Source organism: Armatimonadota bacterium (genome assembly GCA_031459855.1).
Lineage (GTDB): Bacteria > Sysuimicrobiota > Sysuimicrobiia > Sysuimicrobiales > Humicultoraceae > Fervidifonticultor > Fervidifonticultor primus.
Window position 1 is genome coordinate 1,834,656 of sequence record JAVKHP010000001.1, and the last position, 15,602, is coordinate 1,850,257.

Below are 15,602 nucleotides of genomic sequence, written 5' to 3' on the forward strand. Positions count from 1 at the left end.
GTGGGAGGCCGTGTCCTCGGCGCTGGGCGGCACGCTGCCCAGCAGGAGCACCATCGGGGTCTGCGGCATACGCGCAGCACCTCCTTCCGGCGGCGCGTCCGGGCCTCGCCGACCATCGGTACCCGCCGCTGGAGGCTTCGGGGAGTTTCTACCCTTCTTTGGGGAGTTCTAGACGAGGATTTTCCCTAAGAGGCGGTCGCGGCTGTCCGCGAACTTCCCTAATAGTCCCCCAATCCACCGCTCGTCTCCCTGCTGCGCACCTGCACGTCGCGTTGGCTGCTGGCCACCCGCTAATCGTCCCAATCCGCCGCTCCTCTCCCCGCGGGCAGATCCACCGAGCGTCCACGGTCCGACCCTACAGCCACGCCCGGATCAGGGCCAGGCTGACCACCGCGATCGCAACCGACGCCAGGAGGCCGATGCCGAGCGGGCGCAGTCCCACGCGGCGCATGCCCTGCAGGTCGGCCGACAGCCCCACTGCGGCCATCACCATGACCACCAGGACGCGGCCCGCCAGCGAGGCGGTCCGGGCGACCGGCGGCGCCACCAGCCCGGCGGTGTTCGCCAGGGCAGCCGCAGCAAACCACAGGACGAACCAGGGGAAGATTCGCGCCAGGCGGACGCGAGGCCGTGCCACGCCCCCGGTGCGGCTGCGCCGCACGCTGGACGCGATGCCGAACGCGAGCGCCAGTGGTACCAGCAGCAGCGTTCGGGTGAGCTTCACCACGGTAGCGACCTGGCCGGCGGGCTCGCTGAACTGGAACGCAGCCGCCAGCACCGAGGAGGTGTCGTGGATGGCCGCGCCGGCCCAGGCGCCGAAGGCGGCGTCGGACAGGGCGAGCACATGGCCCAGCGCCGGGTAGACGACCACCGCCAGCATGTTGAAGAGGAAGATCGTTGTCACGGCGAAGGCGATCTCCTCTTGACGCGCTTCGATGATGGGCCCGATGGTCAGGATGGCTGTCGCGCCACAGATAGCGGTGCCCGCGCCGATCAGGCCGACGAGTCCCCCGGGTGCACGCAGCCATCGCCCGAACAGCGCGGTCAGCCCCAGCGCCAGCACCACGGTCGTACCCAGCACCGCCAGGGTACCGGTGCCGATGCGCAGCACCTGGGCGAAGCTGAGCGTGGTCCCGAAGAGCACGATGGCCACCCGCAGTAGCCTCTTGAGGACGAAGTCCAGGCCGGGGCGCCACGCCGGCCGCGGACCGCTGACGGTGCGCACCGTCAGTCCCACGGCGAGTGCCAGCACCGGCGCGCCGACGAGCGGGACCCAGCCGCCGCCGGCCCAGGCGACTGTCGCCACCGCCGCCGTGACCAGCAGGCCGGATGCGAGGGGAGCCACCGCGGTGGGCAGCGTGCGGGTGACGGTAGGTCGCAGGTCGTGCATCGATACCTCCCCGGCGGACGCGGAATGTCGGGCGCGTGCACGAGGCCAGCAACGGCTGCCGCCGATTCGCACGAGCCCACGCTCTGGCATGACTACCGCGGCCAGGGGCACCGTCCCTGCGCGCTGGCCGGCCGGCATGCAGTATCGGCCTACGTTGACACAGGACGCGCCGGCTGCCCATCGCAGCCCGGCCCACGGCGTCAGGCAGGCAGCACCGGTGCACCGGCGAGCCACGCACGCGGGTGGAGGCCGGCTCGCGCGGCATGGATACCCGGGTAGACGCACCGCCCGCAGGAGATCGCCCCGTGCACAGGAAACAAGAGGTCGTGTCGCGGTACCACCGGCACCGGGGACGCGCGCCGGGGAGGTCATGGACCGCACCGAGCTGATCCGCCGCCTGGAAGCCGTCGTCGGACGGCCGTACGTGCTCCACCGCACCGACGACGTGTCGGTGTACGAGCAGGATGCCCTGATGGTGGCGCGGGGCCGCCCGGACGCCGTGGTGCTGCCCGATAGCGCCGAGCAGGTGGCGGCGGTGGTGCGGATCGCCCGCGAGGCCGGCCTGCCGGTCGTCGCGCGGGGCGCCGGCACCGGGTTGGCCGGCGGCGCCATTCCCGTGCGGGGCGGCATCGTGGTGGCCCTCACCCGCATGACCCGCATCCTCGAGATCGACGTCGCCAGCCGGCTCGCGGTCGTCGAGCCAGGCGTCGTGAATGCCGATCTGACCGCGGCGCTGGAGCCCCACGGCCTGTTCTACGCACCCGACCCGGGCAGTCAGGTGGCGTCGACCATCGGCGGCAACGTCGCCACCAACGCCGGCGGGCCGCACTGCCTGGCCTATGGGGTCACCGGGAACAACGTGCTGGGCCTGGAGGTGGTGCTGTCCGACGGGACGCTCGCCTGGGTGGGCGGCCGCGCGCACGACGCACCGGGCTACGACCTCGTCGGCCTGCTGGTGGGCTCCGAGGGGACCCTTGGGATCGTGACCAAGATCGTCGTGCGCCTGGTCCAGAAGCGCGAGGCGGTGCGCACGCTGCTCGCGATCTACGACGCCATGGACGCCGCGTGTGAGGCCACCTCCGCGGTCATCGCTGCCGGCATCGTGCCCGAAGCGCTGGAGGTCCTCGACGGGATCTCGATGCGGGCGGTGAACCGCACGCTGGGCGCCGGGTTCCCCGAGGACGCCGAGGCGGCGTTGTTGATCGAGGTCGAAGGGGTGGCCGAGGCCGTGCCGGTGCTGATCGAGCGGATCGAGGCGATCTGCCGTCAGCACGGCGCCCGTCGCATCCAGACCGCCGCCACGGCCGAGGAGCGCGCCGGCCTCTGGAAGGGCCGCAAGCATGCCTACGGGGCGTTGGGCCGGCTGGGCCGGCGCGCCATGATGCTCGACGTGTGCGCGCCGCGCTCCCGCCTGGCCGAGGTGATGCGCCAGGTCCTGGCTGCCGGCCGGAAGTGGGAGGTGGGTGTCGCCAACTTCTTCCACGCTGGCGACGGGAACATGCATCCCACCCCGTTCTTCGACATCGCTGAAGACTCGCCCGAGTACGCGCGCGTGGTGGGGTTGACCGAGGACATCATGCGCGCCTGCGTGGACGCTGGCGGGACCATCACCGGCGAGCACGGCATCGGCCTGGAGAAGCGCGAGTACCTGGGCTGGATGTTCGGCGAGGCCGACATCGCCGCGATGAAGCGCATCAAGGCCGTCTTCGATCCGGACGGGCTGTGCAACCCCGAGAAGATCTTCCCGATCGGCCGGTCCCCGCACGCGATCCCCGCGCCGCGCGAGGTGGACGACGGCGCTGCGGCGCACACGGTCATCCGTGAGGCAGGGGGTGAGGCAGGGAGGGGCGGCGTTGCCGTGGCCGCCCCGGAGACCCTCGCCGCGGCCGTCCCGGAGAGCCCCGGCGCGACTGCCCCCGAGGTTGCGGGGCGGCCGGGTGGCGTTGCGCCGCCGGCATGAGCGGCCCGTCCCACGCCCCCGCAGTGCCCGCGCGGCTCGGTCCGGCCGACCTCGCGCCGCCGGGTGGCGCCGCGTCGGGCGCTGCTGTCGCGCCGCGAGCTGCCGGGACTTCGGCGATGCCATGGATTCCCGAGGTCGAGACCTGCATCCACTGCGGCCTGTGTCTGAACCAGTGCCCCACCTACCGGGTCACCCGTCTGGAAGCCGAGTCCCCTCGCGGACGCATCTGGCTCGTGAAGGAGGCGGCGGCGGGACGGCTGGAGCCGGCGGCCATCGCCGACCACCTGTACCTGTGCCTGATGTGTCGGGCGTGCGAGACCGCCTGCCCGTCGGGCGTCCAGTACGGGCGTATCGCGGAGGCCGCGCGGGCCGTGCTGGGCCCACCGGGCCCGCCCGTGCAGCGGGCGGTGGTCCGGTTCGTGCTGCGCCAGCTCATGCCCTACCCCGGGCGGCTGCGGCGCGCGGCCGCGGCCCTGCGCGCGGCACAGCGCACCGGCCTGCTGGCCTTCGCGCAGCGCGTGTTGCCCACGGGCCTGCGACAGCGTGCCGCGCTGGCCCCCGAGGTGCCGCCGCGGGGCTTCAGTCCCGAGGCCGAGGTGTTGCCCGCGCTGGGTGAGCGCCGGGCGCGTGTGGGGTTCCTGGCGGGCTGCGCCATGAGCCTGTTCTTCCCCGACGTGAACGACGCCACGGTGCGCGTGCTGCGGCGCAACGGGTGCGAGGTGGTGGTCCCCGCAGGCCAGGTGTGCTGCGGTGCGCTGAACAGCCACTACGGGGAAGCGCAGACCGCCCGGGCGATGGCCCGGCGGAACGTCGATGCCTTTCCCGACGACGTCGACGCCATCGTCACCAACGCCGCGGGGTGCGGGGCGGCCATGAAGGCCTACGGGCACCTGTTGGCCGACGATGCCGTCTACGCGGCGCGAGCCGAGCGCTTTGCCGCCAGGGTGCGCGACGCCACCGAATGGCTGGTGCAACTCGGGCTGCGCACGCAGCCGCAGGCGGTCCCGGTCGTCGCCACCTACCAGGACCCCTGCCATCTGGCCCATGGCCAGCGCGTGCGGACCGAGCCGCGCGCGCTGCTGGCGGCAGCCGGCGTCCGCCTGGTGGAGATGCCCGCCGCCGACCGCTGCTGTGGCAGCGCCGGCATCTACAACCTGCTGCAGCCCGCCATGGCCGAGACGTTGTTGCGCGACAAGATGGAGGCGGTGCGGGCCACCGGCGCGCAGGTGGTGGTGGCGCCCAACCCCGGATGCATGCTGCAGCTGCAGTACGGCGCCCGCCGGTTTGGCGTCCCTGTGCGCGTCGCGCACCTGATGGACCTCCTCGACCAGGCGGGGGCGTGAGGCGGGCGAGGGTCCCCGGGTGCACGTGACGGTCGACGCCCTGGCGTCCCGGGTGCAGGCGCTGATCGGCGCCGACGCGGTGCTGACGGCCGGGCTGGCGCGCTACGCGGTCGACGGGCACGTGCCGCAGGTCGTCGTCCGGCCGCGCGACGCCGATCAGGTCGCTGGGGTGTTGCGCCTCTGCGCCGAGGCTGGAGCCGCGGTCATCCCGTGGGGCGGGGGCACCGCGCAGGAGGTGGGCAACCCGCCCCGCGCCGCCAGCGTGGTGCTGCGCACCGACCGGCTGGCCCGCGTGCTCGACCACGACGCCGCGAACCTGACCGTCACCGCCGACGCCGGGATCACGTTGGAGGCGCTGGGTGAGACGCTGGCCGCGGCCGGCCAGTGGCTGCCCGTGGAGCCGCCCCGTGCGCCGCGCGCGACCCTGGGCGGCGTCGCCGCGCTCGACCTGGGCGGGCCGTGGCGAGGTCGGTTCGGTCCGGTGCGGGACCTGGTGATCGGAGTGCGCGCCGCCCTGCCGGACGGCAGCCTCGTCCGCTGGGGCGGGAAGACCGTGAAGAACGTGGCCGGCTACGACATGGCCAAGCTGTTCGTCGGGGCCATGGGCACGGTCGGCGTGCTCGTCGAGCTGACGCTGAAGGTCTTCCCCCTGCCCGAAGCGACGCGCACCGTGGCGCTGTGGGGCGAGCTCGACGCCCTCGTGGCCCTGGCGGGGCGCATCGCCGCATCGCCGCTGGTGCCGACGGGTCTGACGCTGCTCGACCGACCGGCGGCGGCGCTGCTGGGCGCCGCGGTGGGCGGGCTGCTGGGCGTCTCGTCGCCGGTGCTGCTGGTGCGCGCCGACGGCATCGCGCCCGCGGTGGCCCGGGCCGAGCGCGACGTGGCTGCCTGGGCCGCGCAGGCCGGCGTGCAGCACGAGGCGCTCGGGATCGAGGCCGCGCAACGCGTGTGGAGCGCGGTGCGCGACTTCGGCTGGGCGGGCGAGCTGGTGGCCGCGCGCCTGTCGGTACCCGTGGGACGGCTGCCGGGTGCGCTGGCCGCGCTGCGCGCCGGCCTCCCCGCGGCCGCGGGCCTGGTGGCGCACGTGGCAGCCGGCGTCGTCTGGGCCGCAGGGCCGCCTGCGGGGTTTGCGGCCACGACGCTGCACGGCCTGCGGCAGGTGGCGGTCGACCACCATGGCCACCTGCTGCTGGCCCGGCTGCCGGCGGCCCTGAAGGCCACCGGCGACGTGTGGGCCCCGGTTCCTCCGGCGCTGCCGGTGATGCGGGCGCTCAAGGCCGCGTTCGACCCTCACCAGATCCTCAACCCGGGCCGCTTCGTGGCGGGGTTGTAGCCCGGCGTGGCCGTCGCATCGGACCGCGCCGCCTGGCCCGGAGGAGGCATCGTCGCATGGCACGCCTGCACCTGGCGCTGGCGATCCACAACCACCAGCCGGTAGGGAACTTCGACCACGTCTTCGAGGACGCGTACCGCCGGGCGTACGCGCCCATGGTCGCGGCCCTGGAGCGGCACCCCGCGGTGCGCCTGGCGCTGCACTACTCCGGTCCGGTGCTGGACTGGTTGCGCGACCGCCAGCCCGGGTTGCTGGCGCGCCTGCGCGCGCTGGCCGCCCGCGGCCAGGTCGAGATCATGACCGGCGGGTACTACGAGCCGATCCTGCCCGTGATTCCCGACCCCGACAAGCGCGGCCAGATCCGCAAGATGACCGCGGCGGTGCGCGCGCTCTTCGGCGTGCGGGCCACCGGCCTGTGGCTGGCCGAGCGGGTCTGGGAGCCGCACCTGCCCCGACCGCTGGCGGCCGCGGGCGTGCGCTACACCATCGTGGACGATGCGCACTTCTTCCGGGTCGGGCTGCAGGAAGACGACCTCGTCGGCTACTTCGTCACCGAGGAGGCGGGCGCGCCGCTGGCCATCTTCCCCAGCCTCAAGGCACTGCGCTACCGCATCCCGTGGGCCACGGTGCCCGACCTCATGGCGTGGCTGCGGGCCCAGGCCGACCGTACCCCGGCCGACGGCCGGCCGCGCCTGCTGGTCATGGGCGACGACGGCGAGAAGTTCGGGTTGTGGCCCGGGACGTCGCTCCTGTGCTGGGAGCGCGGCTGGATCGAGGAGTTCTTCGCCGCCGTGGAGGCGGCCAGCGCGTGGCTGGTCACGGTGCCGCCCGGCGCGTGGCTCGACCGCCACCCGCCGCGCGGCCGCGTCTACCTGCCCACCGCGGCCTACGATGAGATGACCGAGTGGGCGTTGCCGGCCCCGCGCGCGGCACAGCTGCCCGCCCTCAAGCACGAGCTGGCGGCGCAGGGGCGCGAGGACGTGCTGCCGTTCCTCCACGGCGGCTACTGGCGGCACTTCCTGGTGAAGTACCCTGAGATCAACACCATGCACAAGGCGATGCTGCGCGCCAGCCGCAAGGTCTGGCGCATGCCGCCAGGACCAGCGCGGGCCCGCGCGCTGGACCACCTCTGGCAGGGGCAGTGCAACTGCCCCTACTGGCACGGCGTCTTCGGCGGCGTCTACCTCGGGCACATCCGGGCGGCCACCTACGCGCACCTCATCGCCGCCGAGGCCCTGGCGGACCGCCGGCGCGGCAGGTGGGTGCAGGCGCGTCGGCAGGACGCGGACGCCGACGGCTTGCCCGAGGTCGTGGTGACGACCGACGCCCAGGTGCTCGTGCTCGACGCCGACGCCGGCGGCGGCGTCGTGGAGTGGGACGTGCGGGCAGCACGGGTCAACCTGGTCAACGTGATGACCCGGCGGGAAGAAGGCTACCACGCCCAGCTGCGCGAGGCCGCAGCGCGGGGCGAGGTGGTGCTCGCCCGGTCCGATGCGGTCGAGTCGATTCACACGACGCGGGTGCGGGTCAAGGAACCCGGGCTCGAACGCCATCTGCACTACGACTGGTACCGGCGCGCGGCGTTCCTCGACCACTTTCTCGAGCCCGGCGCCGATCCTGCGGCCGTGCTCGGGTGGACCGTGCGGGAACTCGGGGACTTCGTCGACCAGCCGTACCAGGTGACGGTGGCCCGGCGTCGTGCGGACGTCGCCGTGCGCCTGTGGCGGGACGGCCACGTGTGGGCCGGTGAGGTGCACACGCCGGTGCGCGTCGAGAAGACCTTGTGGGTGCCCGCGGGACGCCATGTGGTCACGGTGGCCTACCGGATCACCAACACGGGCGATCGCCCGATCGCCGCCGTGTTCGCGGTGGAGACCGTCTGGGGCGTAGACGGGCCCGACGCGGAGGTGACACCGGTCGGGGGCCAGGCGCCATCGGCGTCGGGGCGGGCGCACCGCGTCGGCGCCCCGGCGCTGCTGCCCGACGTCACGGGCTGGATCCTGCACGACCGGCCGCGGCCGCTGGACGTCGTCGTGACCGCGCCGCCTGGCGACCTGTGGGTCGTTCCCATCGAGGTGGTCTCGGCGTCTGAGGGCGGGTACGAGCGTACGTTCCAGGGCGCGACGCTGTGGTCGGCGCGGCCATTGCTCCTGGCGCCGGGCGCCGTCTGGGAAGGCACGTTCCACGTCGAGGTGCGGCGCCGCAGCTGACTGCGCCGCCGTGCGGGTCTGTGCCCGGGGCACGTGGTGCTCGTTGCCCGGTGCCAGCGGGACGTACCGGCCGTCGTCCAGTGCCAGGAGAGGTGCCGACCGCCGCCCGAGTCGGGAGACGTACCGGCGGCCGTTCCGTGCTAGGGATGCCAGGGGACGTGGCCCCGGTGGCCCAGTGCCAGGCGCGCCGGACGGCGCTCGACGCCCCTACGCCGGGAGCGGACGTGCCGCCCGCAGCCCGTTGGCCACGGCCAGCAACTCGCTGACCTCGTGGACCACGATGGCCGCGACCACCGTGATGGCGCCCAGGAGCGCTGCGGGGATCAGCACGCTGAGGACCAGCAGCGAGAAGACGAGGTTCTGCAGGCTGATGGCCCGCACGACCCGCCCCAGGCGGATCGCTTCGGCCACTTTCACGAGATCGTCGGCCATGAGCGCGACGTCGGCCGCTTCGATGGCGGCGTCGGTGCCCGCAGCACCCATGGCGATGCCCACGGTGGCCGCGGCCAGGGCCGGCGCGTCGTTGATGCCGTCGCCGACCATCGCCACAGGGCCCAGGGCTTCCTCGAGCTGGCGGATGTGGGTGACCTTGTCCTCGGGCGAGAGCGAGGCGTACACGCGGTCGATGCCCAGGTCCCTGGCGACGGCGTCGGCGGTGCGCGCGTGGTCGCCGGTGAGCATGACGACGGTCACCCCGAGCCGGTGCAACGCGGCGATGGCGGCGGCTGCGTCCGCCCGCGGCCGGTCGTGCAGGGCCAGCAGCCCCAGCGCCACGCCGTCGGCCGCCACGGCCACGACGGTCTTGCCCTGGGCCTGCAGCGCAGCGGCCGCGTCCACCAGCGGGCCGAGCGCCACGCCCTCCTGCTCCAGCGCGGCGGGAGTGCCCACCACCGCCACCCGTCCGTCGACCCTGGCGCGCGCGCCCAGCCCGGCCAGCGCCGTGAACTCGGCCGCCGCTGCCAGCGCCACGCCTTCCTCACCGGCACGGCGAACGATCGCCTTCCCCAGCGGATGCTCGGAGCGCTGCTCGACGCTGGCCGCCAGGGCCAGGACGTCGTCTCGCGCGACGCCGGGCGCGGGGATGACGTCGGTGAGCTGCGGGCGACCCTCGGTGAGGGTGCCGGTCTTGTCGAACGCCACCGCGCGGATACGCCCGAGGTTCTCGAGGTGGACGCCGCCTTTCACGAGGATCCCGTGCCGTCCCGCGCTCCCGATCCCTGCGGCCACGGCCACGGGAGTGGACATGACCAGCGCGCAGGGCGCCGCCGCCACCAGCAGGACCACGGCGCGCAGCACCCACGGCCCTGCTGGTTGCCCGACCAGCGGCGGCACGACGGCGAGCAGCACCGCGGCCGCCAGGACCCCGGGCGAGTAGCGCCGCCCGAACCGCTCGATGACCCGTTGCAGCCGGCCCTTGCGCTCCTGCGCCTCTTCGACCAGGTGGACGATGCGGGCCAGGGTGTTGTCCTCGAAGGTGGCGGTCGCTTCGACCACCAGCGCCCCGTGCCGGTTGATCGAGCCGGCGAAGACGCGGTCGCCCGGCCCCTTGTCCACGGGCGTGGACTCGCCCGTGACGGGCGACTCGTCCAGCGCCGAGGTGCCATCGCGGATGATGCCGTCGGTGGCCACCACCTGCCCCGGCCGGACGACGAAGCGGTCGCCGCGCCGCAGCTGCGTCGCCGGCACCGTCTCCTCGCGCCCGTCGCGCAGGACGCACACGTCCTGCGGCGCCAGCGCCAGCAGCGAGCGGATCGCCGACCGGGTGCGGGCGTAGGCGTACTCCTCCAGTGCCTCGGCGGTCGCGTAGAGGAAGACGAGGAGCGCGGCTTCGTCCCACAGCCCCAGCCCCGCTGCCCCGGCCGCCGCGGTGGCCATGAGCACCTCGATGCCGACCGCGCGCTCGTGCCGGAGCGCGTGCAGCCCTTCGCGCAGGAAGTGGTTGCCGCCCAGGGCCATGGCCAGCAGGTAGCCGACCGGCTCCAGACGGTGCAGCCCGGCGAGGTGTCCTAGGCTCCAGGTGACGGCGATGATCGCGCCGGCCAGGAGCGCGTCCCGCATGACGGGAAAGCGCCACCACGGGCCCGCGAACTCGCGGTGCGGTCCATGGGGATCGACCGGAGAGGGCGGCACGAGCGTCCGATTAGGGGCGCAAGGCGCGCCCTCCTGCCGCGGTGACGACGTGTCGCTCGGATGAGCGGGCTGCGGGAGCAGCTGTGACGCGTGGCCGGCGGTTTGCGGCGCCCCGGCAAGCCGCACGCAGGTGGCTTGTGAATGGCCGGCCCGCCCACCATGCCCGCGAGGCCTGGGGCCTCTGGGGCCGGCTAGCCGAGCATCTCGTCGACGGTAAGCACGACCTCCGGGAACGCGAGCGGTGACAACTGCTGGCCCCGCGCGAAGGCTTGCGCGTTGCGATACCCGGCCGGCGCCGGCTCCCGGTACACCTCGACGGCCTGTCCTTCCAGGTCCACCAGCCAGACCTCCAGGATCCCGGCCCGTGCATACAGTGGAACCTTCACCTGCCGGTCGTATGCAGCCGAGGTGTCGGCCACCTCCACCAGCAAGAAGACATCCCGAGGGCCGGGCAGGTCCGGCGCGTAGGGCCGAGGGTGCAGCAGCGCCAGGTCGGGCTGCGGCTCGGAGTACCTGTCCAAGCGGATCGGGTTCTGCACGCTCACGTCCGCCCGCGCTCCCACCCTGGTCACCAACAGACGGGTAAGCCGGTTCACGCAGTCGAGATGGGAACCCCTTATGGCGGTCATGTCGACGATCTCGCCCTCGATCAGCTCTACGCGATCGTCCTCCGAGAGGATGCCCGCCTCGGCCATGCGGTGGTACTCGTCCACCGTGAAGCGGCGCCTTGCCCGTTGCACAGACATCGACGACCTCCCGGTCCAACTGATCTATCGGCCGGCTAGCGCACACCTTTCTCCCCCGGTGCGCCGGTTCCTCGCTCTCAGATCCCTGTGGGGGGGGGCGGGCGTGGGCACCTCGTCCACCCGCACCCGCCGTTCCCGTACCTCAGATCCCTGTGAGGGCGGTTGTGGGCCCGCAACCAGGGCCGCCCTCTCGCAGCGCCCGGTGACCTCTTGCGGTTTTTTGCGGTAACGCCTCTAGCGCCCGCCCCACAGCAGCCGGTAGATGCCATACGACCCCAGCACCCGGCGCACGTACGCGCGCGTCTCGGCGAAGTCGATCTTCTCCACGAGGTAGTCGGGGTCGGGGTCCAATCCGGCAAAGCGGCGGGCGTTCCCGGGCCCGGCGTTGTAGGCGGCCAGGGCCAGGCGCAGGTCGCCGTGGAACCGGTCGAGCTGCATGCGCAGGTACCGTGCGCCCAGGGTCAGGTTCAGCGCGGGGTCCGTGAGGCGGGCCACGTCGATGGTGGGATCGCCCGCCAGGGTCCGCGCGGTCGAGGGGAGCAGCTGCGCGAGGCCCACGGCGCGGGCGGGCGACACGGCCACGGGATCGTAGCGGCTCTCCTCACGCACCAGGGCCAGCAGCAGGAGCGGATCGATCTGGGCGGCGGTGGCTGCGGCGGTCACCTCCTGCCAGAACGCGCGGGGGTAGGCCAGCCGCCAGACCGCCTCGTCGCGCATGCCCTCGGCCAGCAACGCTTCCGCCACGTCCACCGAGCGGCGCACGTCGCCCAGACGCGCGTACACCGTGGCGAGTAAGCGCATCACTCGCAGATCGCGGCGGACCTCCAGCGCGTCTTCGGCGGCCTCGGCGGCGTCCGCGTCGAAGCCCAGCCGGGCGAGTTCTTCGAACGCGGGCGCGGGGGCGTCGGGCGGGGCGTGTGGCAGCGTCGGGGGCAACACGGGCGCGGGGTATCCCAGGCGCTCGCGAGCCCGCTGGCCGTAGTAGGTCAGCGGGTAGCGCTCCGCCGCCACGCGCAGAAGCGGGGTGGCGTCGCCGCCGCCCGCTTCGGCGGCTTTGGCGGCCCAGTACCAGGCGCGTGCGGCCTCCCCGCGGGACGGCGCTGCGGCGGCGGCCGCGCGGAACCGCGCGACGGCATCGGGCACGCGCCCCGCGCGCAGCGCGAGCCATCCCAGGCGCCAGCGGGCCTCGGCAGCCTCGTGCGCATCGGGCCGTGCGGCTGCCGCGCGGCGGTAGGCGGCCGCAGCGTCGGCCGTGCGGCCCTGCGCCTCCGCGCGCAGTCCCATCCCCAGCCACGCCAGCGCGGCGAACCGGCTGTGGGGCGCCGTAAGGAACAGCGTGGCAGTGGCGTCGCGCGCGGCGCGCGCGTCGCCTGCCCGCCGGGCCGCCACCGCCATCCAGTAGTACGCGCCTGGTCGATTCCAGCCCAACCGTGCTGCCCGGGCAAACGCGTCGTGGGCATCGCGTGCACCGCGCCACAGCCGCACCTCGCCCAGGCGGTACCATGCCTCGCCCGCCACGTCGGCACGCGCCGCGCGCGTGGCTGCCAGGAACTCACCCGCAGCCGCATCCCACTCCCCCTGCTGCAGCAGCAGCCGCCCGCGGTCGAGCCGCGCGTCCAGCGGGACGTCACCAGGTGCGAGCGGCCGGCCCGTCGCCTGCACAAAGACGTCGTTGGCGCGCCGTGCGGCCGCATGCGCGGGATCCATCCACGCCGCCCTGGCCAGCGCGCGCCGGGCGAGGTCGCCGCGCCCGGCCGCGACCGCCACCTCTCCCAGCGCCAGCCACCACTGCGGCGCCTGGGGATACAGCCGGACGGCCTCGTCGAGCAGGCCCAACGCATCGTCCGTCCGCCCGGCCGCCGCGCGCGCGGCTGCGGCGGCGGCCAGCGCCCGGGCGCGCACGCGACGGGCAGCGGGAGGCACCGCGCGCACCGCTGCGTCGCCGGCGGCGATGGCGTCTGCGACCCGTCCCGCCCGCGCAAGCGCCAGCGCCTCACGCACGCGCGCGTGCGCGGTCAGCGTGGGGTGCGCGGCCGCCTCACGGTAGGCGGCCGCCGCCTCGCCGTGTCGTTCGAAGCGCTCCAGGCACCAGCCCAGCAAGTAGGCCGCCCGCCGGGCCTGCATCCCGTTCCCTGTGGCCAGAGTCTGGAGGCTCATGAGGTGCTGGGGACAAGCGCCCGCGTCCGTGTGGACGCTGCGCGCCAGGGCATCGAGGTCGGAGACGGCCGCCGGCAGGACCGCCGGCGGCACGAAGAGGTGCGCTGCCACCAGCACGGTGGCCGTGGCCACAGCCACACGTCTCGTCGTCACGGGCGCGGTGTCGCTGCTCGGTACCGCGAGGCTCGCGCGGCGACCAGCACCACAGCCGCACGCCGCAACGGTATGGAGTCCTCGCCGCTCCCCTGGGACAGCAGGTGAGGGGGATGGACGACCACCGCCGCGCGCCTCCGCGTCATGGAGTCGTTGGGGCTTCCGACCACCACGTCGGTGAGGTGGCGGTCAGCGCCGTGCGCAAATTGTCGTCGTCATGCGAGGCGCGGCTTCGTCGCGCGGACCGTGACGCTGGCCAGCCCGGCAGCCCGGTAGGGGCGACGCGACACGACCCGGACCTCGGTGAAGCCGGCCCGGCGCAGCGCCTCGAGGTAGTCGCCCTCGGGGATGGCGCCTGCCAGACACGCGGTCCACGCGTCAATGGTCTCCAGCTCCGGGGAGAGCGGGCCAGTGCGGACGATGTCCGCCACCACCAGCCGCCCGCCGGGCTTGAGCACGCGGCAGGCCTCGGCGAAGGCGCGCGCCTTGTCGGGCACCAGGTTGATCACGCAGTTGCTGATCACCACGTCGGCGGACCCATCGGGCAGCGGCAGGTGTTCGATCTCGCCCAGCCGGAACTCGGCGTTGCTCACCGCCAGGCGCGCCGCGTGCGCCCGCGCCCGCGCGATCATCTCGGGCGTCATGTCCACGCCGATGGCGCGGCCTGTAGGGCCCACGCGGCCCGCAGCCAGGAAGACGTCGAGGCCAGCACCGCTCCCCAGGTCGACCACGACCTCGCCCGGCCGGAGGTCGGCCGCCTCCACCGGCGCGCCGCAGCCCAACGACTCCCGGGCCACCTCCGCCAGGGCAGCGCTGTGTTCCACCGCACCCGCGGGGCCCATTGGCGCAGCCAGCGCGGTCTCGCCACAGCTGCCATCGGTCGGTGCGTCGCAGCAGCCGCTCGCGTCGGCTGCGCGGTCCGAGCCAGCCGTCCGTGCTGGGCCGTCGTGCACCGCAGTAGCGTCGTCCCGCAGCCCCGCGGCCTCGCCGCGCGGGCCGGGGGCGCAGCATGCCCCGCCGCGTCCCACCAGCCGCGCGTAGCGCTCGCGCACCGCGAGCCGGATCGCGTCGTCGGGCAGCCTCGGCCCGACTGCCGGTGTGTCCTGCCGCGGTCCCTGCGTCATTTCCCCGTCACCTCCCCACCGGGCGATGTCTCGCCAAGTGGCCGCACCATCACGACCGACGATGCGCAGCACGCCAGGTGCCACTCCGCCGAGCGCTGCACCGACGGGCGCACCGCCTCGCGCGTCGTGGGCCGAAACCCCAGGCGCGCGAAGTAGCCGGCGGCGGTGGTCGTCAGCAGGTACACCTCGGCGTGTCCGCGGGCGCGGGCCCGAGCGAGGAGGGCGGCGACCAGCGCACGGCCCAGGCCGCGGCCGCGGTGCGTCGGGGCCACCGCCACGGAGCGCAGGAGGCCCGCGTCCCCATAGTCCTCCAGGCCCGCCGTCGCCACCAGCCGGCCGGCGTCGCGGACCACCAGGACGCCGTCGAGATGGTCGGCCACACCTTCGGCGGGCAGGCCGCTGGATGCGAGCAGCGCGCAGATCTCGTCGAGGTCTTGCGGGCCGGCCGCGGCCAGCGTCCACCGGGCCTCGCCGACGCCCTCGGGGGCAATGATCGACACATTTCGATCCATGGGTGTTGGCACGGGCATCCCTCCCAGCGGGCGTCCACGGTCCCAGCTGCCCGGCGGTTCGTCCTCCTGACCGATATCCACGGCGTCGCGGGCGTCCGGCGCGGACGTCCGAGGATCGTTCCTCACCCCGGGTCCGCGGTGCCCCGGCAGACGAGGCTGGCCCCTCACAACAGGCGCACCAGGTCCTGCGCGACGCGCTTGAGCGCGTCGCGCCGCAGCCCGTAGAACGCCCAGTGGCCGCGCCGCTCCACATCGACCAGCCCCGCTTCGCGCAGCACCCGCAGGTGGTGCGAGATCGTGGGCTGTCCCAGCGGAAACGCTTCCACGATGTCGCAGACACACAGCCTGTCGTGCCCCGCCAGCAGCTCCACGATGCCCAGGCGCACGGGATCGCCCAGCGCGGTCAGGACCGCGGCGCGGGCCTCCAGCGCGTCATGGTCGAGCGCCCCGGCGTGGGAGCGGCGGCCGCACGCGCAGCGCGGTCGGGCGGTAAGCGTCGTGGCCGGCGTCATGAGCCCAGGGTAGGCGATCTATCGAATATTGT

General features: G+C 74.2%; 11 protein-coding genes. 4 read left to right on the top strand and 7 right to left on the bottom strand.

Annotation, left to right across the window (positions count from 1 at the left end):
• Window positions 1–355: 355 nt before the first annotated feature.
• Window positions 356–1,390 carry a putative sulfate exporter family transporter gene (locus QN157_08355; protein ID MDR7555603.1) on the bottom strand — a complete coding sequence of 345 codons (1,035 nt, stop codon included), beginning with the start codon at window positions 1,388–1,390 and terminating at the stop codon, window positions 356–358.
• Window positions 1,391–1,760: 370 nt separating this feature from the next.
• On the opposite strand from QN157_08355, the gene QN157_08360 reads away from it, so the two are divergent.
• The 4 genes from QN157_08360 (at window position 1,761) to QN157_08375 (ending at window position 8,236) form a co-directional block, all read left to right on the top strand.
• Window positions 1,761–3,350: an FAD-linked oxidase C-terminal domain-containing protein gene (locus QN157_08360; protein MDR7555604.1), complete on the top strand. Its 1,590-nt coding sequence runs from the start codon at window positions 1,761–1,763 to the stop codon at window positions 3,348–3,350.
• 116 nt (window positions 3,351–3,466) lie between these two features.
• Window positions 3,467–4,693, top strand: coding sequence for a heterodisulfide reductase-related iron-sulfur binding cluster (locus tag QN157_08365; GenBank protein ID MDR7555605.1), 1,227 nt, complete (start codon window positions 3,467–3,469; stop codon window positions 4,691–4,693).
• A 19-nt stretch (window positions 4,694–4,712) separates the two neighbouring features.
• Window positions 4,713–6,026, top strand: coding sequence for an FAD-binding oxidoreductase (locus tag QN157_08370; protein ID MDR7555606.1), 1,314 nt, complete (start codon window positions 4,713–4,715; stop codon window positions 6,024–6,026).
• 56 nt (window positions 6,027–6,082) lie between these two features.
• Window positions 6,083–8,236: a DUF1926 domain-containing protein gene (locus QN157_08375; protein ID MDR7555607.1), complete on the top strand. Its 2,154-nt coding sequence runs from the start codon at window positions 6,083–6,085 to the stop codon at window positions 8,234–8,236.
• A 207-nt stretch (window positions 8,237–8,443) separates the two neighbouring features.
• Here the strand turns inward: QN157_08375 and QN157_08380 are convergent, their stop codons facing one another.
• The 6 genes from QN157_08380 to QN157_08405 form a co-directional block, all read right to left on the bottom strand.
• A complete protein-coding gene (locus QN157_08380) occupies window positions 8,444–10,294 on the bottom strand; it encodes a cation-translocating P-type ATPase (GenBank protein ID MDR7555608.1) in 1,851 nt (616 codons plus the stop codon).
• A gap of 263 nt (window positions 10,295–10,557) precedes the next feature.
• Entirely contained in the window at window positions 10,558–11,112 is a 555-nt protein-coding gene (locus tag QN157_08385) for a Uma2 family endonuclease (protein ID MDR7555609.1), read from the bottom strand.
• Between the two features lie 234 nt (window positions 11,113–11,346).
• A complete protein-coding gene (locus QN157_08390) occupies window positions 11,347–13,422 on the bottom strand; it encodes a lytic transglycosylase domain-containing protein (GenBank protein ID MDR7555610.1) in 2,076 nt (691 codons plus the stop codon).
• A 215-nt stretch (window positions 13,423–13,637) separates the two neighbouring features.
• Entirely contained in the window at window positions 13,638–14,546 is a 909-nt protein-coding gene (arsM, locus tag QN157_08395; protein ID MDR7555611.1) for an arsenite methyltransferase, read from the bottom strand.
• A complete protein-coding gene (gene arsN2, locus QN157_08400) occupies window positions 14,543–15,046 on the bottom strand; it encodes an arsenic resistance N-acetyltransferase ArsN2 (protein ID MDR7555612.1) in 504 nt (167 codons plus the stop codon). The genes arsM and arsN2 overlap by 4 nt, the downstream gene beginning before the upstream one ends.
• A 176-nt stretch (window positions 15,047–15,222) precedes the next feature.
• Window positions 15,223–15,570, bottom strand: a complete 348-nt coding sequence (locus QN157_08405; GenBank protein ID MDR7555613.1) for a metalloregulator ArsR/SmtB family transcription factor — start codon at window positions 15,568–15,570, stop codon at window positions 15,223–15,225.
• Between the last annotated feature and the right edge of the window lie 32 nt (window positions 15,571–15,602).